18 protein-coding genes are annotated in these 23,498 nt (G+C 39.3%); 15 read left to right on the forward strand and 3 right to left on the reverse strand.

The annotated features are described in order from the left end of the window. The 14 genes from MFF31_RS16290 to MFF31_RS16355 all read left to right on the forward strand — a co-directional run bounded on the left by MFF31_RS16290 (position 1) and on the right by MFF31_RS16355 (position 20,019). The gene (locus tag MFF31_RS16290; protein ID WP_238192068.1) at positions 1-834 is read left to right on the forward strand and encodes a carbohydrate ABC transporter permease; all 834 of its coding nucleotides are present in this window, start codon (positions 1-3) and stop codon (positions 832-834) included. A gap of 31 nt (positions 835-865) precedes the next feature. Further along, entirely contained in the window at positions 866-2,026 is a 1,161-nt protein-coding gene (locus MFF31_RS16295; protein WP_238192069.1) for an efflux RND transporter periplasmic adaptor subunit, read from the forward strand. A 48-nt stretch (positions 2,027-2,074) separates the two neighbouring features. Then, positions 2,075-3,427 carry an ABC transporter substrate-binding protein gene (locus tag MFF31_RS16300; protein ID WP_238189268.1) on the forward strand — a complete coding sequence of 451 codons (1,353 nt, stop codon included), beginning with the start codon at positions 2,075-2,077 and terminating at the stop codon, positions 3,425-3,427. A 172-nt stretch (positions 3,428-3,599) separates the two neighbouring features. After that, on the forward strand, positions 3,600-4,490 hold the full coding sequence (locus MFF31_RS16305; RefSeq protein ID WP_238189270.1) for a M15 family metallopeptidase: 891 nt from the start codon (positions 3,600-3,602) through the stop codon (positions 4,488-4,490). Next, a complete protein-coding gene (locus tag MFF31_RS16310; protein ID WP_238189272.1) occupies positions 4,487-5,182 on the forward strand; it encodes a response regulator transcription factor in 696 nt (231 codons plus the stop codon). The genes MFF31_RS16305 and MFF31_RS16310 overlap by 4 nt, the downstream gene beginning before the upstream one ends. After that, the gene (locus MFF31_RS16315; protein WP_238189274.1) at positions 5,175-6,314 is read left to right on the forward strand and encodes a HAMP domain-containing sensor histidine kinase; all 1,140 of its coding nucleotides are present in this window, start codon (positions 5,175-5,177) and stop codon (positions 6,312-6,314) included. The genes MFF31_RS16310 and MFF31_RS16315 overlap by 8 nt, the downstream gene beginning before the upstream one ends. 595 nt (positions 6,315-6,909) lie before the next feature. Further along, positions 6,910-8,262 (forward strand): lytic polysaccharide monooxygenase, encoded by a 1,353-nt coding sequence (locus tag MFF31_RS16320; RefSeq protein ID WP_238189276.1) that lies wholly within the window; start codon positions 6,910-6,912, stop codon positions 8,260-8,262. A gap of 306 nt (positions 8,263-8,568) precedes the next feature. Further along, positions 8,569-11,355, forward strand: coding sequence for a glycoside hydrolase family 3 C-terminal domain-containing protein (locus MFF31_RS16325; RefSeq protein WP_238189278.1), 2,787 nt, complete (start codon positions 8,569-8,571; stop codon positions 11,353-11,355). Positions 11,356-11,539: 184 nt separating this feature from the next. Further along, entirely contained in the window at positions 11,540-12,874 is a 1,335-nt protein-coding gene (locus MFF31_RS16330) for an S-layer homology domain-containing protein (RefSeq protein WP_238189280.1), read from the forward strand. A 148-nt stretch (positions 12,875-13,022) separates the two neighbouring features. Continuing rightward, positions 13,023-13,697 (forward strand): response regulator transcription factor, encoded by a 675-nt coding sequence (locus MFF31_RS16335; RefSeq protein WP_238189282.1) that lies wholly within the window; start codon positions 13,023-13,025, stop codon positions 13,695-13,697. Continuing rightward, on the forward strand, positions 13,694-15,061 hold the full coding sequence (locus MFF31_RS16340; RefSeq protein WP_238189284.1) for a sensor histidine kinase: 1,368 nt from the start codon (positions 13,694-13,696) through the stop codon (positions 15,059-15,061). The genes MFF31_RS16335 and MFF31_RS16340 overlap by 4 nt, the downstream gene beginning before the upstream one ends. A gap of 216 nt (positions 15,062-15,277) precedes the next feature. Then, positions 15,278-16,267 (forward strand): alpha/beta fold hydrolase, encoded by a 990-nt coding sequence (locus MFF31_RS16345; protein WP_238189286.1) that lies wholly within the window; start codon positions 15,278-15,280, stop codon positions 16,265-16,267. 175 nt (positions 16,268-16,442) lie between these two features. Then, positions 16,443-18,560, forward strand: a complete 2,118-nt coding sequence (locus tag MFF31_RS16350; protein ID WP_238189288.1) for a serine hydrolase — start codon at positions 16,443-16,445, stop codon at positions 18,558-18,560. Positions 18,561-18,828: 268 nt separating this feature from the next. After that, a complete protein-coding gene (locus MFF31_RS16355; RefSeq protein ID WP_238189290.1) occupies positions 18,829-20,019 on the forward strand; it encodes a serine hydrolase domain-containing protein in 1,191 nt (396 codons plus the stop codon). A gap of 289 nt (positions 20,020-20,308) precedes the next feature. On the opposite strand, the gene MFF31_RS16360 is transcribed toward MFF31_RS16355, so the two are convergent. Together MFF31_RS16360 and MFF31_RS16365 are read right to left on the reverse strand one after the other, a co-directional pair. After that, positions 20,309-21,343, reverse strand: a complete 1,035-nt coding sequence (locus tag MFF31_RS16360) for a DUF4179 domain-containing protein (protein ID WP_238189291.1) — start codon at positions 21,341-21,343, stop codon at positions 20,309-20,311. Continuing rightward, positions 21,312-21,839, reverse strand: a complete 528-nt coding sequence (locus MFF31_RS16365) for an RNA polymerase sigma factor (RefSeq protein WP_238189293.1) — start codon at positions 21,837-21,839, stop codon at positions 21,312-21,314. The genes MFF31_RS16360 and MFF31_RS16365 overlap by 32 nt, the downstream gene beginning before the upstream one ends. A 456-nt stretch (positions 21,840-22,295) precedes the next feature. Here MFF31_RS16365 and MFF31_RS16370 point away from each other — a divergent pair, with 456 nt between their 5' ends. Continuing rightward, positions 22,296-22,646, forward strand: a complete 351-nt coding sequence (locus MFF31_RS16370; RefSeq protein WP_238189295.1) for a winged helix-turn-helix transcriptional regulator — start codon at positions 22,296-22,298, stop codon at positions 22,644-22,646. A 78-nt stretch (positions 22,647-22,724) separates the two neighbouring features. On the opposite strand, the gene MFF31_RS16375 is transcribed toward MFF31_RS16370, so the two are convergent. Beyond that, a complete protein-coding gene (locus MFF31_RS16375; RefSeq protein WP_238189297.1) occupies positions 22,725-23,258 on the reverse strand; it encodes an NAD(P)H-dependent oxidoreductase in 534 nt (177 codons plus the stop codon). Positions 23,259-23,498 lie beyond the last annotated feature (240 nt).

Raw genomic sequence — 23,498 nt, forward strand, 5'->3', positions numbered from 1 at the left:
ATGTTTGTCATTGCAGTAGTGCTGCTTTTCCCAATTGTTATTACGTTTACCAATTCACTCATGACTGAACAAGAAATAGGTATCAATTATGGGTTAATAGGAGAAATGAATGAGACGTCCCTTGACGATACGAATACGTTCGTTAATTTGAAACTTTTGCCGGACTTATTGTCATTGGAGCAATACGGTGAAATTTTGGTAAGCGGCCCGAAATTTCTAATCATGTTTTGGAATTCCGTATTTTTGGTTGTCCCGATTATCGTTGGACAGACACTTGTAGCGGCGCTGGCTGCTTATGCATTCTCAAAGCTGAAATTTCGTGGTCGAGAAACGATGTTCCTCGTTTATGTTTTGACCATGCTTATGCCGTTTCAAGTCACGTTGGTGCCGAATTATATTATGGCGGATAAGTTGGGACTGCTTCATACCGCAAATGCGATTATATTGCCAGGTATTTTCGCAGCATTTGGCGTGTTTATGCTTAGGCAATTCATGTTGTACATACCATATGCCTATATTGAAGCGGCGAAGCTTGACGGAGCCGGGCATTTGCGCATATTTTGCACAATTATTGTTCCAATGGTCAAGCCAGGTATAGCTGCACTTATTGTTTTATTGTTTGTTGATTATTGGAACATGGTGGAGCAGCCTCTTATTTTTCTAGATGATCCGTTTAAGCAACCGTTATCGGTTTATTTAGCAACAATTAATGAGGATGAGTTAGGTGTTGCTTTTGCTGCATCAATGCTTTATATGACTCCAATGCTTCTGTTGTTTCTATATGCTGAGTCCTATTTCATAGAAGGCATTCAGTTGTCTGGCATTAAAGGATAGATTCTGCTGATAGGAGAAAGATGATGTGGAAATGAGGTTAAATGAACAACTTAAAGATCGTCGGAGCAAAAGAATAATTGGGATTTTGTTTACTGTGTTTATGTTGTTGTTAGTTCTTTTTACACTGCTCAGCAATACGCTGCAATCGCTCACTTTACCGAAAGTAAGAGCAGAACAATCTGTAATGGGTAGTGTTGTTCATACTCTTGAAGGCAGTGGCAATATTCAGCCGCTTGTTGAAGTTAAATTAGTGAATCCATCGGATTGGAAAATTAAAGAAATCTTCATAAAGGAAGGAGATCGTGTGAAGCGTGGGCAAAAACTTATATCCTATGACAGTCAATCTGCTGAACGTGAATTAAAAGATGAAGAAGCTCAATTGAAAAAGCAAAAAATTGCTCTGCAGCAATTTCATGATCAGTTTATTCTCATTAGCATGGAAGGCGACGAAATCAAGATTCGGAATGCAAGTCGCACCATAGAGACGCAAAAACTCGATATAGGCGTACAGGAAAGAAAAATTGACGAAATGAAAGTTAAATTAGCTAACGATAAGGAGCTTTCAGCTCCATTTGATGGATTTATCACGAAAGTTAGTGCTTTAGAAGGATTATCGTCATCGGGAGAATCTGATGTCGTGATCGCGAACCTTAGTCACGGTTATCAATTTACGTTTATGGCAGACGCTGATTTGTTGTCGAGCCTAGACATTTCACTAGGAGATAAAGTGCAAGTCAAGGTGCAAGTGAAGTCGGATAAAAAGACGAAGACAATAGAAGGAGAAATTATAGAATTGAAGGATGTAGAGCCGCGTTTGGGGTATTCATCTGCTAAAGAGTCCGACAACACGGAGACGATAGAACAGAAGCTTCTTCATGTAAAGGTCACTGACTCTGCTCTGATTGGGGGTGAGCAAGCCCATATCAAACTGACGAAAAAATCAAAGCAGAATGGTCTATTAATTTCTAATGAGGCGATTCATCAAGATCGCGAAGGAATGTTTATTTACAAAATTGAAGAGCAGAGAGGTGCACTTGGAAATGACTTTGTAGTACATAAAGTGCGCATCCATTCCAATGAGAAAAATGATAAGGAAACAATGATCCAATCGGATAATGTATATGAAAATGATTTGATTATTTTGGAAAGCAGCGAGCCTTTACAGGATAATAATCGAGTTCGTCTGCAATAGGCAGAGCTAGTTACGTTAATAAAAAAATGATAGAGGAGAGCTCAAACCATGACTTTGAAAATGCAATTAGGGATTATATTTAGCTGTGTGCTGCTTGCGGTGACCACTGCTTGCAGCGCTGGAAGCAGTGGGGATACGGCGAATAAAGAAAAGTCTAAAACAAAAGATGGTAAAGCAGTCGTCACATTATCACTTAAGATGCCTGACCCATTTTACGAGGCAGCAGAGAAAAAATTCGAGGCGAAATATCCAGATATAGATCTGCAATTCCAATATTTTAAGCAACCGGGTCAAGAGTGGGCAGGTTTCAGCGATCTAGAAAATTATATAAAAACGACGAATACAGCTATGTTGTCTGGAAAAGGCGCTGATATTATCGAAACAAGCAGCTTGCCTGAAGGAAAGTATATCAACAAAAAGCTGCTTGTGGACATGAGTGAATGGCTGGATCAAGACAAAACGATTAATAAAGATGATTTGCAGATGAACATTTTGGATGCATCAAAAATAGATGGAGGTTTATATACGATGCCTTCCGCATTCTCTCTGAGTGCATTCATTGGGGATGGCGAAGTTCTGGAAAATACAAGTGTGAAGGTCAACGATAAAAACTGGAGCTGGGTACAGTTTGCCGACATTACGAAGCAGCTTATGAGTGAGGAAGAAGAGAAAGGCAAAGATCATCGGTATGCGTTAACCAATAACCCACCAGAACTGATCCTTCAAGAAATGGTAATGGACAGCTACAATGAATTCGTCGACCCTATTAATCAGAAAGCAAACTTTGAATCTCCCTTATTTGAGAATATGCTGTTGCACATCAAACAGATGTATGATGATAACGTGTTGTCTTCGACTCCGGTAGAAAATGAAAATCCGTTGTTCAATTCTGCTCGTATGTTCTCTCCAGCAGATTTCATCGATGGACCGTATCTATTATTTTCTAATCCGAATTTGCTGCAAAGACCACATGGGGAAGGACAATCTGGTGAAGCTAGAATTGTAACATCATCTAAACTTGCGATCCATGCCAACTCTTCAGTTAAAGAGGAGGCTTGGAAGTTTGTAGCTTTCTTATTATCAGAAGAAGCACAATCGCTAGCAGAAAGAGAAGGGTTTTCACTATTGAAAGCTTTGAATGAAAAGAAGTTTGATAACATTCAAGCACAAATTAAAAGCGGAACGTTTAAGCTTGCTAACGAGGAACAAGCCAAAGTGCCGGATGAAGACTTTGAGCAATTCAGAGTGACGATTAATTCAGCAAATCGCTATGCAAATGTGGACGCTAAAGTGGTATCGATTATTTACGATGAGGCTATCGCATTTTTTAGCGGTCAAAAGTCTGTTAAGGATGTGGCTAAATTAATCCAAAGCCGAATAATCATCTACTTAAATGAATAACGCCAAACAGCCCTCACTTTTTTCTCAAGCGGGGGGCTTTTTGACATTTATGGCGAGCGTATCACATCACTATTTATTATGGAAATTTAAGAAAAACCTCATACTTAACACAATTGTTTTTAATTAGTTTTCCCTATTGTAGAGATACAGATTAAATAGGAGGAAACTTAAGATGAAGAAGTGGATTTTTGGAATTGTTTTGTGCTTACTACTGGGTTCTGGGATTGCTCAAAAATACCCAAATATCGTTAGCGAGATATCATTAAGAGATACCGGTGAAGCTCCAAAGGTGACTACGACTCCCGAAAGGATCGATCATGCCTTAAAGGCAGTTAAAGTAACATCAGATCAGATTTACAAGGGTAATTTGTTGTTGGTGAATAAAGATATTCCTATACAAGAATGGGATTCAGAATCTAATGTGATCCATTTATCTCAGAACGAGGAATTATTCGATGGGTTTGGTTTAATGGATGACACCATTCAATTGTCTCCAAACTTGTTGCAGAAATTTTCAACGATGATTGAGGCTGCAGAAAAAGATGGTGTTAATCATTTTATAATTAACAGCGGTTATCGAGATATGGAAAGTCAACACGAGCTCTATCAACAATTGGGTCCAGAAGTTGCAATGCCAGCCGGCCATAGCGAACATAACTTAGGTTTATCGATTGATATTGGTTCGGCTTTAGCGAAGATGGATCAAGCACCAGAAGGAAAATGGTTGAAAGATAATGCATGGAAATATGGATTTATATTACGTTATCCAGAGGACAAAACGGAAGTAACAGGAACGATGTATGAGCCTTGGCATTATCGGTATGTAGGTTTGCCGCATAGTGCAATTATGCAGGAAAATAATTTTGTATTGGAAGAATACTTGAATTTTTTGAAGGAAAAGATGATTGTTACGACTACTATAGATCAGCAAAATTATGAAATCTCCTATTATTCCGTTTCAAGAAATACGTCCATACTAGTGCCAAGGAATGGTCACTATGAGATTTCTGGAAACAATGTGGACGGTGTTATTGTTACGGTTCATGGGGAGGGGAATGAATGAAGTCGACTACCGTTCTAATCGCTGATGATGAAGCCGAGATTGCTGATTTGATCGCGTTTCATTTGGAAAAAGAAGGTTATCGCTGCATTAAAGCAAGTGATGGGCAAGAAGCTATACATGCTGTTCAAACGAATATCATTGATTTGGCTATTTTAGATATAATGATGCCCAAACTCGATGGTTATGAAGTAACAAGACTAATTCGGGAACATCATCAACTGCCGATTATTTTTTTAAGTGCCAAAGTGACCGATCTCGATAAAATTGCGGGACTAGTAAGAGGAGCAGATGATTATGTGACCAAGCCGTTCAATCCAATGGAATTGGTTGCTCGTGCCAATGCTCAGTTGAGGCGGTATTTACAGCTTAATCAATCGCAACAAGTAAACAAAGTTACTTTGGAAGCGGGTGGGATGATCATTTATGTCGAAGAACGGACCGTACTCCTGTACGGCGAAACGGTTGAACTAACTCCGAAAGAGTTTGATATTTTGTATCTGCTTGCTAGTTATCCTAAAAAAGTCTACAGTTCGGAAAATATTTTTAAACAGGTATGGGGCGAAGCCTATTACGGTGGTAGCAATACGGTTGGCGTACATATTCGTACTTTGCGCAAAAAACTAGGGGAAGACAATCATAAAAGCAAATTGATCAAAACAGTGTGGGGAGTTGGATATACATTCAATGGCTAATATAATACGAAGTTTTAGGTTTAAAATGGTTGTGTTATTTGGTTTAAGCATGCTTTATTCAGGTACAATTACCTATCTGATCTATAGAGCGCTCAAATTTTATTATTACCAGACGAAGATCGAAGATCCCACTACTAAAATCCGTTATTTTATAAGGGAAGTAGGGGACATCAATGTTTTTTTGCTTATTTTTTTTCCGCTTTCCTTTTTGTTTTATTTTCTTATTACGAAACGGTACGTTGCTTATTTCCGAGATATCTCCAACGGAATTAATCAGCTCGCAAATGGAAATTTTCAAAGTGTTGTTGTTATTCCATCAAAGGATGAATTCGGGGATATTGCGAAAAGTATTAATCTAGCAAGTGAAAAATTGCAGCAAGCATTGGAGAGAGGAGATTTTGCAGAGAGTAGCAAGGAGCAATTAGTGATGAACTTGGCTCATGATTTGCGAACGCCACTGACTTCCATCTTAGGTTATTTGGATTTAATTCTTAAGGAAGATCAATTGTCCGATGAGCAAATAAAACACTATGCGAATATCGCTTTTGTTAAATCTCAACGATTGGCAAAGCTGATTGATGAACTGTTCGAAGTTATTCGGATGAACTACGGCAATCTTCCCATTGAAAATAAGTCGCTTGATATTAGCGAGCTTCTCATCCAATTAAATGAGGAGTTATATCCTGTTTTTGAAAATAACAGCTTTACAACTAGGTTGAATATAACTCCAAATTTGAAGGTTTTAGGTGCCGGAGAGGTATTGGTACGGGTATTTGAAAATCTGCTGACGAATGCGATTCGATATGGAACAGATGGTCATTTTATAGATATTCATTGCAATCTCGATGGGGAAGAGGTTGTGATCCAAGTGATTAATTATGGTGCTTGTATTCCACAGGAAGAGCTGCCGCACATATTCGATATGTTTTTTGTTTGTGATCAAGCGCGAACGTATCACGAAGGTAGTACTGGCCTAGGCTTGTTTATTGCCAAAAAAATTGTGACGCAACATCAAGGTACAATTTCCGCACAAAGCAATTTGATACGTACGCTCTTTGAAGTCCGACTACCTCATAATAAAGAAGGAGAGCGGGGAGGGGACCCTCATCTATTGTTGGGCAACATAAATTAGCTATTCTTTCACTTGTTCAAATGTCAATAAAAGCCGAATTAAGTTATGATAGTTTCTATCATAATTAGTGTTTTTTCTTAGTAATGATGTTTCATTCGTCATAAATTCCGTGACTATACACTTAATAGGTTGAACTTTTCAGACCTATACTATCATTTATGTAGGACATTGAGAGTATAGGAAGGACCTAGTTCGACCTTATTAATAATAGTTCTAAAATATCAGTGCAAATATGACAGCGCTTGCATTATGATAGAGTTGTTCAACATTCCTCAGCCAGTATCCGAACTAGGATCATTTGACTTAGCAAAAAGTCGGTCCATACATCCGGAAAGAAGTAACATAGCGCTTGACCCTACCCCATCCTGTCTTTTCAAAACAGTCCCAATTCATTCAACTATTATGCATCCAAAGCGTGTATAAGCTCATAAGAGTTTATATAAATCGATTTATAAGGAGCTGATATCTTTTTAGTAATGTGACGTTGTTTTGTCTGTGCACGTGGATGAAAGGAGGCAATTAATAACGCTACTTTACTTGATGTTAGGAGATGGGTGGATACCAATACCATACCAAAAACCTGGGAGGTAATGTAATGACAATGAAACTTCAATTTAATTCGAATCTTATGATGCGTATTTTGGTTGTTTGCGGTGGTGCTTTGCTTATATTAGCCTGTATGCTTGCGTTTTCCAAGTCGGTTTCTGCTCACGGTTATGTGGATTCTCCAGGCAGCCGGGCTATAAAATGTAAAACAGGTCTAAATACAAACTGCGGCAGCATCGTTCATGAGCCGCAAAGTCTTGAAGGTTTAAAAAATTTTCCAGCAGCTGGTCCAGCTGACGGGAAAATCGCGAGCGCAGGCCTAGCTGGCTTTGCAAATCTCGATGCACAAACAGCCACACGTTGGCACAAAGCAACTATAAGCAGTGGTACAAATACATTTACTTGGAAATTTACAGCACCTCACGCAACAACGAGCTATCGTTATTTTATTACTAAAGCTAATTGGGATCCTAATGCGCCGCTAACTCGTGCACAACTTGATCTTACACCGTTCTGTACAGTTCAAGGAAACGGGCAAGCGCCTCCAACAACATTGTCCCACAGTTGTAACGTTCCTGCTAGAACAGGCTATCATATCATTCTAGCTGTTTGGGATATTTCTAACACACCAAATGCATGGTACAACGCTATTGATGTACAATTTGGAGCAGTCGATAATATAGCTCCTACAACACCTGCGAGTTTGACTTCGGGTGCAGTTAGTACAACAACTGCTGCATTATCATGGGGCGCATCTACAGATGCAAATGGAGTTGCAAATTATGAAATTTATGCTGGATCGAACACAACACCAGTCGCTACTGTACTAGGCAACCAGCTGAGCACAACTGTAACCGGTTTGACTGCGGGAACGACCTTTTCTTTCACAGTTAAAGCTGTTGACCCATCCGGAAATCGCTCTGCCGCCAGCAACAGCGTCTCAGTTACTACCAGTCCACTTGCGAACGATGTAACTCCGCCAACCAACCCGACGGGATTACACGTTATGGGACCAGCGGGTACGACTTCACTCACATTGATGTGGAATCCATCTACTGATGCAGCAGGCATTGCAGGTTATCGCATTTATAGCGGCTCGACTGTGGTTGCAACTGTAACGGGTACGGCTACCAGTAGGTATATTACGGGTCTGACTCCGAATACATCGTACACGTATACTGTTCGTGCTATTGATCCATCTTCAAATGAATCTGGTAATAGTAATGCTGTTACCGTTACAACTGCACAAGTTTCTGCTGCTACACCATGGGCTGCAAACACTGCTTATGCAGTGAATGCACTAGTTTCTTATAATGGCGTGACGTACAAATGTCTTCAACCGCATACTTCACTAACTGGTTGGGAGCCGAGTACAACAGCAGCTTTGTGGCAAGCTCAATAATAATAGTAGGCTTAAATCATTAACCCCGTTAGAAATTAAACCCCGCTTTAGTAGATGTTGAAAAATATCGCTAAGAAACAAGCTGACGACGGTCTTATACCGGAATCAGCTTGTTTTTTATTCACTTATACATGTCCCAGATAATAAGAATCTAGTATCAGTTGAAAGAGTTTCTAGGGTTTTCATTACTCGTTCACAATAAACGAATTTTAAAATGTATGTTGATATGCTATACTAATCGAAACGTTTCGATTTCATCCTTCAAGGGATGTTACCACTACTCGAATGATAACTGGGAGGCAGCTTATGAGTACTCAAACACAAGGAATTCCATTAGAAGGTTTTGCTGAATTTAGTAGAATAGTAGCAGCAGAAGGCGCAGTATTGTTGAAAAATGAAGGACATGCTCTTCCGCTTCAAAACAATGATAAAGTTTCTATCTTTGGTAGAATTCAAACTAATTATTATCGCAGCGGTACTGGATCAGGCGGTAGTGTTCATGTTGCATATACAACAAATCTATTAGACGGTCTTCGGAGTAAAGAGAACGTTACAATTAATGAACAATTAGCAACTGTATACACAGAATGGATAGAAAAAAATCCATTTGATAATGGTGGCGGCGGCTGGGCAGCAGAGCCCTGGCACCAAGCTGAAATGCCTTTAACAGATGAGCTAGTATCAACTGCAAGAAGTAATTCGGATAAGGCAATTGTTGTCATTGGACGAACTGCAGGAGAAGATCAAGATAATGCAAACGCACCAGGCAGCTACCAACTCACAGTGGAAGAAAAGGCTATGTTACAGCAGGTAACAACTTATTTTGACCAAACAATTGTTGTACTGAATGTATCAAATATTATTGATATGAGTTGGATGAATGATGATAACTATGTCTTCCCGATTGCAAGTGTAGTTTATGCTTGGCATGGCGGAATGGAAGGCGGTAATGCGATTGCTGATGTGCTGGCTGGTGACGTGACACCTAGCGGTAAGCTAACGGATACGATTGCTTACTCCATTGAAGACTATCCTTCTACTCGCAATTATGGCAATGAATTTAGAAGCGTTTATGAAGAAGATATTTATGTCGGATATCGTTATTTTGAGACGTTCTGCCCGAATAAAGTTCAGTTCGAATTTGGTTATGGATTGTCTTATACCCATTTCAATATCGAGCACGAAGAAGCCAAACTAGTTGTTAAAGAGGACGGAAAATATATAGAAGTTGCCGTAACCGTAACGAATGCGGGAACTTCTTTTGCTGGTAAAGAGGTTGTTCAAGTTTATTATGAAGCTCCGCAAGGAAAACTTGGAAAACCTGCCAAGGTGCTTGCAGCATTTGTGAAGACAAAGCTTCTTGAACCAGGCGAATCTCAAAGTGTAACAATAAGTTTCTCGCTTCATTCTATGGCTTCTTATGATGATAGTGGCGTGACGGGTCATTCTTCTACTTATGTTCTTGAAGCAGGTGAATATTGTTTTTATGTAGGGAATAGTGTCAAACAACTAGAGGATGTAATGATTGAAGGACAACGTGGCTTCATTATTGACGAGCTTCAAGTTGTAAATGTATTAGAAGAGGCTATGGCTCCAAAAGAGGGCTTCACAAGAATGAAGCCAGGTGTTCGGAATGAAGATGGCACTTATACACTTATTTTCGAAGAGGTACCAACTCGCAAAATATCGATGGCAGAACGGATCGAAAAGAACCTTCCAGAAACGATCGAGCAAACGGGAAATAAAGGATATAAACTGCGAGATGTTTATGACGGGAAAATTGGTATAGAAACATTCGTCGCGCAACTTAGCGATCAGGATCTAGCTGCAATTGTGAGAGGCGAAGGTATGAGCAGTCCACTTGTTACTTCTGGTACGGCATCAGCGTTCGGTGGTGTAAGCGACAGCTTGTTCAGCTACGGAATTCCAGTAGGATGTACAGCAGATGGCCCATCTGGAATTCGAATGGATAGCGGGCAGAAGGCGACTCAGATTGCAATTGGCACATTGCTTGCAGCAACCTGGAACGTCGATTTGGTCGAGGAGCTCTATGTTATGGAGGGCAAAGAATTAGTTAGCAACAATGTAGATGCTTTACTTGGACCAGGTATGAATATTCGTCGTAGTCCGCTGAATGGACGTAACTTTGAGTACTTCTCAGAAGATCCGCTAATTTCTGGCGTTATAGCTGCTGCTTGTACCCGCGGTATTATGAAGGGTGGATCTAATGCTACACTAAAACATTTTGCCTGCAATAATCAGGAAAAACATCGCAGCAAGGTAGATGCTGTCGTGTCTGAACGTGCCTTGCGTGAGATTTATTTGAAAGGGTTCGAAATTGCTGTGAAACAAGGCGGTGCGAATTCAATTATGACGTCGTACAACCCAATTAATGGACATTGGGCCGCATCCAATTATGATCTAAATACGACCATTTTGCGTGGAGAATGGGGCTTTAAAGGTATCGTGATGACCGATTGGTGGGCAATTATGAACGATGTTGTTCATGGCGGACCTGCAGATCGGAAACTTACAAATTGGATGGTTCGAGCTCAAAATGATCTCTATATGGTCGTCAGCAATTATGGTGCAGAAACGAATGCATGGGATGATAATACGATAGAATCGCTGGCAAATGGTACCCTTACTCGTGGAGAGTTACAGCGCTGTGCAATAAATATTTGTGAGTTCTTAATGCAAGCACCTGTGTTCGGAAGGGAACAAGTCATTGAAGAGCAGGTTGAGACTTTTGCTGCTATACCATCACGTTCACTTGAGAACGTGCAATTATTATCTCAGGATACTATGATCAAACCTGCTAATGTCGGATCGACCTATATTAATGTTGAACAAACAGGTGTATATAGAATTTTTGTTAATATGATGTCGCTGGAAACTGAATTGGCTCAAAGTGCATGTAACGTAACGCTTAACAATCAATTAATGACGACAATACAAACAAATGGAACAGATGGCAGATGGGTGAAGCAAAAACTTGTTAAAGTTGAGTTGGAAGCAGGTCTCTATGAAATGAAGCTTGATTTCGTTAAACCGGGATTGCAAATCGATTGGATCGAGTTTAAAAAAGTGTGATTTAACAGGAAACGTTATAAATTAATTTTATGATTAGTGAGCCCCACTATAGTGTCTATGGTGGGGCTCTTTTTTGTAAGGAGGGAGGTAGCAACTTAACATGAGAGGATGATTTAATCCTGAAATAAGGCAACTACATTTTACAATATTGGGAACAATACCACTAAAACGGAAGAGTGGTTTAATGAATAAAAAATTGTTTTCGATAATTGTATTCTGTGTGCTTGGTAGTGCTATTACTGTTGCTTACTTGATGAACTCGAATGTTAACGAACATCGTTCAACCGAAAATGAACTTTCTCGGAATAGTTACAATTCGAATGAAACAGTATTGCAAAAGCAATCACTTAAAATGAACGGGCCAGCGGATTTATCAGGAGTATTGATTGAGACACATTTCACTGATATTGATCGAAAACAGATAAACAAACTTCAGTTTGTCGCTTTTCAAGGACCAATATTGATAACATTAAGCAATATTATGATAACGAATGCGATTCGTTTGACGATTGTTGATCCAGCAAATGGAGAAGAAATAGTTAAAATAGAACAATCTGAGGTGTATGAAAGAAAATTTACATTGCCTCGTACAGGGACGTATGATTTGTATATGGAGTATGTATTTAACGGAGACCGGGGAAAAACTGACCCTGTGCATGTAACCATTAAAGCTAAAAGTCTTCTTTTTACTGAGATGGATCCCCCGTGGGTTGCATTGCGGCGGTTTGAAACTTTCGAAACGATTGAAGAACCATTTGATTTGGGCATTCGATCTCTGAATGGACAGGCTGAAGATGTGAAGGTATACCTAGATGACCAATTTGTTGGAAATGGGATGCTGAATGAACCATTTATTATTAATCCGAGTAATCTGAACGACGGCTTTCACCACATTACTGTTGTCGTTAAAAAAGATAAAACTTCTAACAATGAAACCAAACTGATACGCGATTTTGTAGTCGATAGGTTCGATACGTTTCTAGATGTACCCAAATCGCATTGGGGACATCATCCGATTGAAGTAATGAATCATTTGGGTATTGTTGAAGGTCCAGGAAATCAAAGATTCAAGCCTGACGCCTCGATGACACGGCAGGAATTTGCGAAACTCCTCGCCATAACACTTGGGCTGGAAGTAAGCGATAAGCCGACTCGGTACTATGACGATATATCTCCCGAATCATGGTCCAAGCCGTATATAGATGCGTTAACAAATGCGGGGCTTATTAAAGGCGAGGAAAAGGAGGGCAAATGGTACTTTCATCCCGAACGAACGATAAACAGAGCCGAAGCGGTAACAATTCTAGGACGTACACCATTATTTGCTGATGTTCCTATTTATAATTACGATGCGCCATATCCCGATCACCTAGATATGCCCGACTGGGCAGTTTTCTCCATTATGCGTTTAAAAAATGCAGGGTGGATTAGCGGTTATTCGGATGGAACGTTCAGATCCAAGAAAACGTTATCCCGCGCAGAGGCATCCAAGTTAGTCATTCAGTTTCTTATACCTTGAAACAGGTGTTGTTAAATATCTTTTTTGAAGAAAGCGTTGAGCAAAGGAGCTTACTTGATGAATCTACAAACGTTAAGTCAGCTTCTTCGGAATAATATAGTATAATTATTACTTAGTTAAAAGATGGAAACTAGGAAAGAGGGAACGAATGCCTACTATACTGGTTGCTGATGACGATGCTAACATTCGTGAACTAGTGTGTTTATTTCTGCGTAATGACGGATTCGAAACAGTTGAAGCTTCAGACGGCAAAGAAGCATTAAGCGTCTTTGCATTGAAACATATTGATCTAGTTGTGCTTGATATCATGATGCCGATTATGGATGGTTGGACATTGTGCAAGGAGCTCCGAAGAGTTAATGCTGATCTCCCATTACTCATGCTCACAGCGAGGGGGGAAACATGGGAGAAAGTGAAAGGCTTTGAACTTGGGGCGGATGATTATTTGACGAAACCATTCGATCCGCTAGAGCTCACGGTTCGTGTTAGGGCGCTGCTGAAACGATACCGGATTGGTGCAACGCAATCGATTCAGTTCGGCAATATTATGCTTGATCGGCAAACATATAAGGTAATGAGAGGGACGGAGTCGCTTTCGTTGCCGCTCAAAGAGTTTGAATTACTTTATAAACTTGCTGGAACACCGGGACAAGTCTATACACGCGAGCAATTGATCGAGCAAATTTGGGGGATCGATTATGCTGGAGATGATCGAACAATAGATGTACATATTAAACGGCTGCGCGAACGCTTTGCAACTACACCCGATTTTCGTATTGAGACGGTACGAGGGCTTGGCTATCGGCTTGAGGTACCCCTATGATTAAATCTTTATATACTCGTGTAGTTTTGACTTTTCTAGCCTCCGTGATTGGCGGCACAATTATTGCTTTTTTTATTGCAACATGGATTTTTGAGGATAAGTTAAACAATTTTTCGAATTTTTCTACACTTCATTTCACACAGGATATTGTGCGGCTTTATGAATCATTCCCGTTAGATGAGGCAAATTCATACATAAATGGAATGAAACAGCTTGCGTCCTATCATGTTCGAATTTACGATAATACAGGTGAAGTCCAATCTTTCGGCGCGATTAAGGGAGACAAACCTTCCGAGGTAACTATGGAGAATATAACGAAGGCAATAAATGGAGAGATCGTTCAATTAGATCCAAAGGGACTTGCTAGTCTTTTAATAGGATTGCCGCTCGGAACGGAAGCAGAAAGGAAAGCTATATTTGTTCAGCCGAAAGTTACCTCTACTGCCCAATTTGCCGTAAAATGGATTATATTCTTTTTGACCTATTCGTTGTTAGTAGGAAGCTTGATGATTCTGGTAGCAGCTATGTTTCTAGTAAGACCGATCAAAAAACTGACAAAAGCAACTAGGCGTATAGCAGCTGGTGATTTCAACGTCAAGCTCAATATTAAGCAAACGGGAGAGCTAGGTGCATTGGCACGAAGCTTTGAAGGAATGATGCATGATTTGCAGCATCTTGAGGGGATGAGGAGGGAATTCGTAGCGAACGTGTCACACGAGGTACAATCACCTCTTACCTCAATATCTGGTTACGCTGTAGCGCTTAAGCAAATGGATATCTCCGATGATACGCGAAGTCGTTATCTCGATATTATTATTACAGAAGCAGATCGGATGTCGAAGATGAGCGATAGTCTGCTAAAGCTGAGTTTACTTGAATCACATTCACAGAAACTACAGCTCACAACTTTCAGCTTAGATGAACAGATCAGACGAGTCATCGTTGCGATCCAGCCGTTGTGGTTAGCGCGGAATATTCGTTTCGAGCTGAATTTGAAGAATGTTAGCCTTTTGGCTGATTATGATCAATTAAACCAGGTATGGATGAATATTCTCGGCAATAGCATCAAATTTTCTACTGATGACAGCATCATTAGCATCAGCATCAAGCAAGATATCAAAAACGTGACAGTTCGAATATCTGACACAGGCGTTGGTATTTCGTTAGATGATCAGAAGCGTATATTCGAAAGGTTTTTTAAAGCAGATCGCTCACATAGTCGCAAGTATGGCGGGAGCGGTATGGGACTTGCCATCGTTAAACAGATCGTCACTCTTCATAATGGGGATATTCGAGTAGAAAGTGAGCTCGGTCAAGGCACAACAATCATCGTCATTTTGCCAATTACAACATCGATAGAGTAGTTAGAAGACATAAGGTAGCATTCGAATCGTATACAATGTGTTCTCCATGCTACGATTTCACACGTGCAAACTTCTTTGCACGTGTGAAATCGTGGCATTTTTTTGGCTTGTTCATACTCCGTTCATATTGCCGTCATAGTGAGTACATCTTCGTCGTATAAGCTGTCCGTAGTAGCCCGTTAAGGTTGCCCCATACAGAGACGATGACAGGAGCAGATGAGATTGAATCCAAATAATGAGGTAATGAAAAAGAAGATGAACCCAAAAATGAAAAAAGCGATGAATATTTTATTTAAGTCATTAGCCGTTTTGATTATTTTGATAGTTGTTTTTATAGCTGTTGTTTTTATCGTTCATAAGATTAGTAGCAAATCGGAACTAGGAAAGATAGAAACGTATGGCCAATTAGTTCCTGTGGATGGGAAACAAATGAATGTTTTAGTACAAGGAGAAGGTGACGAAACAATCGTGCTCCTACCTGGTTATGGAACTGCAACACCAGCTCTTGACTTCAAGCTGCTCGTAGATGAGCTGTCACCATTTTATAAAGTAGTTGTGATTGAACCATTTGGTTATGGATTAAGTGATTTAACTGAAAAGGAACGAACGACTGAAAATATTGTAAGTGAAATGCATGAGGCTTTGCAGAGCTTAAATATTGACCGTTTTATTCTAATGGGTCACTCTATTGCAGGCATTTACGGACTAGAATATGTGAACAAATATAGAGATGAAGTGAGTGCCTTTGTGGGGATCGATACAAGTGTGCCAACGCAAGGTGGGATGGATGTTGATTTCCCAATAGGAACGTTTAAACTACTCAAAAATTCTGGTTTTTACAGATTGATAATGAAACTAAGTGCTAGCCCGTATGATGGACTTCCATTCGATGATGAAACAGTAAAACAAATGACAATGATTACGAACAAAGTCAATAATAACTCCACTGTTTTAAATGAAATGGAACATATTAGTCCAAACTTTAAACGAGCTGAACAATTATCGTTCCCAACAAATCTTCCTATCCTTTTATTTGTAGAAGCAAACAATGAAGCAAGGCCAGATTGGAAATCATTGCATGATGAGCAGATCAAAAAATCTGAACTTGGAAAAGTGATTCCACTTGAAGGAAGTCATTATTTGCATCATACTCAATCGAAAGCAATAACTGAACATTTCAGATCATTTATGAAAGAAATGAAGTAAGCCTTAATGTTACGGCATCATGTGCAAGTATTCTTGCATGTGGTGTCGTAACTTTTTTTGTCTGTTCATACTCCGTTCATATTGCCGTCATAGTGTGGTCATTTTCGTCGTGTAAACTTCCCTTAATGGCTCTTTAAGGTAGCCAAGTCCCATACGATGATAGGAGGAAATGCGAATGAAACAAACAAAGGGTATGAAGATGAGGACAGGTAGAACAAGAACTTTAATAGTTACTTTAACCTTAGCGTTAACGATGATAGCCCCAATGTCAGCATTGGCCGAAGCAAATACCAATAAAGGCAGTAAATTAACTTTTGAAACGACTAAAAAAAATACTGTTGAGAAAGTGAAGTTGCTAACAGAAACGTACGGGAATACAAGTGTGCAATATGCACTCATCGATGATGGAGACATTGTCGTCTCAGGGTATGCAGGCAAAAACAACATAAAGGACAATATTCCTCTTCATTCAAATACGATGTATGGCATAGGTTCAACGAGCAAAGTGGTGCTTGCGGCGGCTGTTATGAAGCTCGTTGATCAGGGGAAGTTGGATATAGATTTGCCTGTAGTAAACTATATCACGGACTTTAAAATGAAAGACAATCGTTACAAAGCAATCACACCTCGCATGCTTCTGAATCATTCTTCCGGTATTATGGGTTCTACGTTCAGTAATGCAACTTTATATGAAGATAATGATACTTATGCACATGATACTTTGTTAGAGCAATTAGCCCTGCAAAACTTGAAAGCTGATCCAGGGGCATATTCTGTATATAGCAACGATAGTTTTACACTAGCTGAGATTTTGGTAGAAAGAGTCAGCGGCATGGACTTTACAGCATTCATTCACAAGTATTTTACAGTGCCTCTAGAAATGAAACATACGAAATCACCACAGGATGTTGTGGACTCATCGACAATGGCGGGAGTTTATCATCCTAATAATGAGGGACAATTACCTACAGAAAATTATAATGTTATTGCTACTGGTGGTATTTACTCCACTGCGGAGGATCTCGTTAAATTCTCACAGATTTTCACAGGAGAAGTCGATAATATTCTTTCTGCCAATTGGGTTACAGCCATGGAACAGGAAGAGTATAAAAGAGGGATGTGGCCGGTAGAAGGGGATATGACTTTTTCATACGGGTTAGGATGGGATAGTGTAAACTTGTTTCCATTCAGCCAATATGGGATTAAAGCGATTACTAAAGGCGGAGATACGATATCTTATCATTCATCGTTAGTTGTTCTCCCGGAATACAACATGGCTGCAGCAGTTCTTTCTTCAGGCGGCTCAAGTGCAATAGATCAATTGGTAGCAAATGAACTTCTACTTAGCGCGCTGCAAGAGAAAGGTGTAATTAAAGAAAGAAAACCAGAGAAGTCACACGGTGTTCCAATAAAAGCTAATATGCCACAGGGATTGTCCCAGCATAGCGGTATTTATGGGACTGGATCAAGTGCAGTAATCAAGGTGGATATTAATGCTAATGGTGAATTGTCCCTATCTGGTTTTGGAGCCGCTGAAAATTTTGTTCAAAAGTATACGTATACGGCAGATGGTTCATTTGTGAACAAGGAAGGCACTGAAAAGTACAAATTTGTTGTTGAGAAAAACGGACGTACCTACTTGTGGTCTCGCTCCTATTTATCCATACCGGGGCTTGGACAGATAGCATCTTCAGAGTATATCGCAGAGAAGCTTGAAGCTAATGAGTTATCGCCGGAAGTAACTGCCGCATGGGATAAGCGCAATAACAAAAAGTATTATGTAATAAGTGAGAAATACTCATCGATGAATTATTTCAACGGTGGATCAATTGTACAATTGAATATGACAAAGGATGTTCCTGATTATTTGTTTAACAATAAAATCATTCATGCAAATAAAGCAGTCACTAATCTGCAAATCCCTACTTTAGCTGGTCGAGATACGATGGAAATTAACTTCTTTCAGAAAAATGGAGTAGAGTATTTCACACTATATGGTAGTTTGTATGCTAGTGAGGAATTTGTAAAACCGCTCTATACAGGTAAAGGATCTTCAACAACGATTGGGGCGGACGGTCATAGTAAATGGTTTTCAATTCCAGACGTCGCCAAAGGAAAGGTCATGACGGTTAAGCTTCCTTCAAATGGTGCCTTTGCTGTATATGATCAAGCAGGAATTTGCATTAACCACACAGTGGTCAGCGGCAAGAATGAGGTCATTTTACCGGAGAACGGTAGAATTGTATTTGCAGGTGAAGCGGGCTCTAAGTTTGGTATATCATTGCAAAAGTAAATAAGCGCTTGATTATAAGGCTGTCCTATTAAGTCATTACTGACTTTGTAGGACAGTTTTTTGAATCTACATATATCTGAATCTAGTTGGTCGCATTAAAACTAGTTTAAACCTGATCAATTGTAATCATTTCCCGATAAGTAAGAATGAAGTAAGAAATAGGTAAGAAAAATGAGATTTCGCCGCTTTATGATGAATGTGTAAGGAAGCAATTTAGTAGCATAAGGTGAACGTGTTTGACAAATTTAAAAAATGAAAGTGAGGAAGTATGATGAATTCAAAAGCAAATGACATGAAAAGAAGAACAATGATTATGCTGGCAGCGGCAGTAACGGCAAGCTCTATACTTGTTTCAGGGCAAGGGATAGCAAACGCACAAGATGGACGATCATCGCAACAGCAGATGGGGAGTAAAGAGATTGTTGATTCACGATCCAATGTAAAACATGCGATGGATCAAGCAGCAGCACATAAGCTCACACCGGGAATATTTGCCGTAGCGATGAAAAGTGGTGAATCTTGGTCTTACGCTTCTGGTCAAGCTAGCATCTATGATTCGTATCCGATTAAGTCGAATTACTCCTTTCGAATCGGTAGTATAACTAAATCATTTACAGCAACGGTTATTTTACAACTCGTAGACGAGAAGAAGCTAAGTCTGGAAGATACGGTAGAGAAATGGCTGCCAGGTTTAGTACAAGGAAATGGATACGATGGTAATAAGATTACAGTCCGCGACTTGCTACAGATGACGAGCGGAATAGCAAACTATACAACGGAAAAGTTTATAATCGAGTACGAGAAAACGCCGTTCCGCAACTACAGTACAGAGGAGTTAATTGGAGCTGGACTTGCGATTAAACCTTCATTTGCCCCAGGAGAAATAGGGAAATGGGAATACTCCAATACGAATACTGCACTTGCTGGAGAAATTATTCGTAAAGTAACAGGAGAAACATATGCTCAGCAAGTTAAGGAGCGAATTATTACTCCTTTAGGATTAAAGGATACGTATTCGCCGGGAAGCTCATCGCATATTCCAGGATTGCATGCCAGAGGGTATTCGATTCCATTTGGTAGCAAGGACAATAAATTAGTAGACTTCACTGAAATAAATCCATCATGGGGTAATGCGGCTGGGGACATGATCTCGTCGGGGAGGGATCTCAATACATTTTATAGCGCATTGTTAGGCGGCAAGCTATTAAAGTCGGAGACGTTGCAGCAGATGTTGAATGGTGTAGAGACACCGATTGGACTATACGGATTAGGAATGATTGGAGTTAATCTGCCTAATGGAAAGACGTTTTGGGGACATGGCGGTAATATACATGGCAGTTCGTCATTTGCGGGAGGTTTGGTAGGCGGGGAACATGTAATGGCTATAAGTATAAATGCAATGCATGCAGATACGTCTGAACAACAGTTTAATGTTATTAAGGCTGAGTTTGGTCAATAATTGAAATAGGTAGGATAAACAAAGGCGCACCACCCTTGTTAACGAGGGAAGGTGCGCTTTTTATTGTAAGATCGACAAATTGAGATCCATACATAATGATAGAGATTGCAAATAGAAGCGTAGATAAGCCTCTCGTCGGTTACAGTGAAACTAGAGTTCTATTGGAGTGAAAAAACATCTAATATTACAATTTTGCTATTAACTTCAAGCAAATAAACTAATCATTTCATAATCGGTCCCACAGCGAATTATCCCGAGGTTAAATTTGTATAATTAATAGTAGAGTAGATTAGTTATTAATCGAAAATTCTCTATCAAAAAACACGATAGAAGTAATTTCCTTATCATTTATAACATTTTCAAACGTTTTGATCGTAAATATTTCGCCCACTAGAAGATCTCCTAAATGTAATCCTCTAAAGATACTAGTGGTTTCTGACGTGCCATCCCTATAGTTTATCGTAATAGGGTAGTCATCCAAGCTTTCATTTTCACCAACTTCCTTTAAGCTGCCTTTATTAGCATCGCTAATCTCTTTTATATATTCACTCTCAATCTTTAAAGAAATTGAAATAGGGGAGACAACGATCGATTTTAATATAGCCTCATAACCAAACATATCTATGTTTTGATTGATCTCATATAGGTTGGAATATTCCTTGAAGTCAAACTTAACCGTTGCCTGCCAATCGCCCGATATGACTGTTTCAAATATTCCCGGAAACGGATCGGCTGCTTGCAGTTCATCAAATGTAAAATGAACAGTTTTACCTACTATCGAACTTTTGGTCATGATACTCATGACTAAGCTAATTTTATTATCATTCGAATTTCCATCCTCCAACATATGAAAATCAGTGCCGAAAGATCCAGACCCTGCATTAATATTGGGATTCAAAAACCGATATCGTTTCGCATTTAGAACAAATCCTTCTGGAGCAGTAAAGTCCATTAAGATATAGGTTAGATTGCTATCGCCTATTACCTGTTTAATGGTAAGCGATCCATTTTTGTTAGTCACTGTTTCATCAACTGCATAAGCGCCATTTGACAAGTATTGTGCCTGCTCACCGTCTACTGGTTTAAGAAACTTCAAGAAAGCTTCATCTAACCCAATATATGCTGCTGCAAAAGCTGTTGTAGTTAAACAAACTATCATTATGGCAGCCAATACTAGAGTTCTTAGACGTTTGACGGGAGCAAATCCGCTTTGCTTTACATTGTTATCCCGACTTTGCTCTAAAATGGTGTGTAACATTTTCTCCTTTTGCTCGCTATTTGGTGTAAGAGCTTCAAAAAGACGATTGATATTCTTGTTGCTCAAAGGAATTCCCTCCTAAGTCAATCTTAAGACGTTTACGACCCCTTGCTAATTGCGTTTGGATCGTGCTTTCTTTCCGTCCTAACATCTCTGAAATTTCTATTACAGAATACTCTTCGAAATAAAATAGGTATAAAACGGTTTTATATTTTTCGGGAAGTGAAAGTAGTCTTTCAAGAACGTTCCCTGATGGCTTATTGCCATTCCAAGAAGAAACCTCAGGCAACGCATCTAAAGTTACACGACGGGTTTTCCACCAATTTTTAAGAATGTCTTTACAATAATTTCTGGCAGTTACCATCAACCATGCTTTTTCATGTTCGAAATCATTAAATATCGTTCCATTTTTGATCAGCCTCAGAAATACAGATTGAACGGCGTCTTCTGAATCAATTGGATTTTTCAAATAGATGTAGCAAAGTCTGTACACCATATCCGCATGCCGCCCATATAATTCGGCCAGTTCTGTATCAGTACGCAATAAAGAATTACTTTCCATTTTTTCGCCTCCTACATACAACACGATTGGGTGTTCGAAAATATCCCATTTCCAGTTAACGTTTTGAAATATAAGATCTAGAAATATTTTATCGTCCCAATATTACTGAAAAGACAGTTATGATTGACGGAATGGAACATATGTTCTCGTCCGGTTATTTTAGCATTTTTTACACGATTGACCTGACCTATTGGAATTATATCAGTGGAGAGTAAATTTCAGCATGGAATTGTTGAATAGCGCACCAACTAAATCAAAAATTTATAATAAAAGTAAGAAGATCCTCTTATTTTCGCTTAACTTCAGAAACAAAAATGGCCTTTTTAACCACACAGAACATATGTTCTTATATGTCCAAGTTAGCTTACAAACTGAATTACTTTACAAACAGTCAATATGATTGCAAAATAATGTATAGATCAAGAGCGTATACATAAATAAAGGAGAGTGTCGTTCGTGGACGAAACTTGTGTTCCATCTGGCGTTGGGCTGAAAGAAACTGGCTTTGGATATACATTATCTTTAATTGGCGGTAAATATAAAATGATCATTATGTACTTGCTAGCTGAAAATAAAGTGTTGAGGCATAATGAGCTGAAGCGAAGTATCGGTACAATTCCTTTTAAAACGTTGAGCATCATGTTAAAAGAGCTGGAGGCAGATAATCTGATCATACGTACGGAATATCCCCAAGTACCTCCAAAAGTTGAATATTCCTTATCTGCTCGTGGACTTTCTCTCATTCCAATTTTGAATATGATGTGTGAGTGGGGAGAGAAGAATAGCTTACAGGCTCAGGATAACTGACTATATAGTAGAAATAGCAAAAGAAGTATCTCCTTCTCAAGGAAATACTTCTTTTTTTGTATTCACTAAAGCTACCAATTACATTTTGTTAATAAACTGCAAATAATTCTGTGAGCTTATATCCATTTCCTTTGGGGATGGCGTATTATTTTCTGCACCATAAAAGGCATAGAACGAACGATAATCTGCCCGGCAGTATAAGAAGGTTGTTTCAAAAGGAGTTAATAACTGCTCAAGTGTATACCGATATCTACCCGCTTCACTATAATCTTCTTTATTAATTCCAGCAGATAGGGCTAAAGCAACTTTGCGATTACTGAGTTTGTCACCTCCGTTTGAACCATAAGCCCAGCCATAAGTGAAAACATCATCTAACCATTTTTTTAGAAGTGGTGGGCTACTAAACCAATACATAGGAAATTGCAAAACCAAATTAGGATGCGATTCAATTAATTGTTGCTCCTTTTCCACATCAATGTTTCCGTCAGGATATACCTTATGCAGGTCATGAACCGTATATTTCTCTGGATACTTTTGGAGTTCTTCTACCCACCGTTTATTGATGACGGATGTTTCTATAGTTGGATGCGTTACGACTACGAGTGTTTTCATTGCTTTGTCCTCCTAAACGTTAATTTCTTTTTTGAGTATAAGTCGAACACTAAAAATATGTAAGTACGCACTTTTAGTACAGGTACTTACATAAAGGTGAGTGTAATACAACAAATGTGAATATTATCGAACACTCATCATATCGTTAGTCTTTTTGTTGCGATTAAGTGACCTATCTCACAGAGTTTCACCCGAGGAACTTCTATAATTCAAACTATATAGAGAAACGATGATTAGTGG

The sequence above is a fragment of the Paenibacillus sp. L3-i20 genome, from assembly GCF_022180385.2.
Classification (GTDB): Bacteria; Bacillota; Bacilli; order Paenibacillales; family Paenibacillaceae; genus Pristimantibacillus.

What these genes read in the sequence shown, in the direction of transcription:
- MFF31_RS16305 (WP_238189270.1), top strand. Translation starts at nt 3,600, where the DNA reads ATGAAGAAGTGGATTTTTGGAATTGTTTTGTGCTTACTACTGGGTTCT.
- MFF31_RS16290 (WP_238192068.1), top strand. Translation starts at nt 1, where the DNA reads ATGTTTGTCATTGCAGTAGTGCTGCTTTTCCCAATTGTTATTACGTTT.
- MFF31_RS16335 (WP_238189282.1), top strand. Translation starts at nt 13,023, where the DNA reads ATGCCTACTATACTGGTTGCTGATGACGATGCTAACATTCGTGAACTA.
- MFF31_RS16315 (WP_238189274.1), top strand. Translation starts at nt 5,175, where the DNA reads ATGGCTAATATAATACGAAGTTTTAGGTTTAAAATGGTTGTGTTATTT.
- MFF31_RS16365 (WP_238189293.1), bottom strand. Translation starts at nt 21,839, where the DNA reads ATGGAAAGTAATTCTTTATTGCGTACTGATACAGAACTGGCCGAATTA.
- MFF31_RS16310 (WP_238189272.1), top strand. Translation starts at nt 4,487, where the DNA reads ATGAAGTCGACTACCGTTCTAATCGCTGATGATGAAGCCGAGATTGCT.
- MFF31_RS16340 (WP_238189284.1), top strand. Translation starts at nt 13,694, where the DNA reads ATGATTAAATCTTTATATACTCGTGTAGTTTTGACTTTTCTAGCCTCC.
- MFF31_RS16355 (WP_238189290.1), top strand. Translation starts at nt 18,829, where the DNA reads ATGATGAATTCAAAAGCAAATGACATGAAAAGAAGAACAATGATTATG.
- MFF31_RS16325 (WP_238189278.1), top strand. Translation starts at nt 8,569, where the DNA reads ATGAGTACTCAAACACAAGGAATTCCATTAGAAGGTTTTGCTGAATTT.
- MFF31_RS16295 (WP_238192069.1), top strand. Translation starts at nt 866, where the DNA reads ATGAGGTTAAATGAACAACTTAAAGATCGTCGGAGCAAAAGAATAATT.
- MFF31_RS16300 (WP_238189268.1), top strand. Translation starts at nt 2,075, where the DNA reads ATGACTTTGAAAATGCAATTAGGGATTATATTTAGCTGTGTGCTGCTT.
- MFF31_RS16350 (WP_238189288.1), top strand. Translation starts at nt 16,443, where the DNA reads ATGAAACAAACAAAGGGTATGAAGATGAGGACAGGTAGAACAAGAACT.
- MFF31_RS16330 (WP_238189280.1), top strand. Translation starts at nt 11,540, where the DNA reads ATGAATAAAAAATTGTTTTCGATAATTGTATTCTGTGTGCTTGGTAGT.
- MFF31_RS16320 (WP_238189276.1), top strand. Translation starts at nt 6,910, where the DNA reads ATGACAATGAAACTTCAATTTAATTCGAATCTTATGATGCGTATTTTG.
- MFF31_RS16375 (WP_238189297.1), bottom strand. Translation starts at nt 23,258, where the DNA reads ATGAAAACACTCGTAGTCGTAACGCATCCAACTATAGAAACATCCGTC.
- MFF31_RS16345 (WP_238189286.1), top strand. Translation starts at nt 15,278, where the DNA reads ATGAGATTGAATCCAAATAATGAGGTAATGAAAAAGAAGATGAACCCA.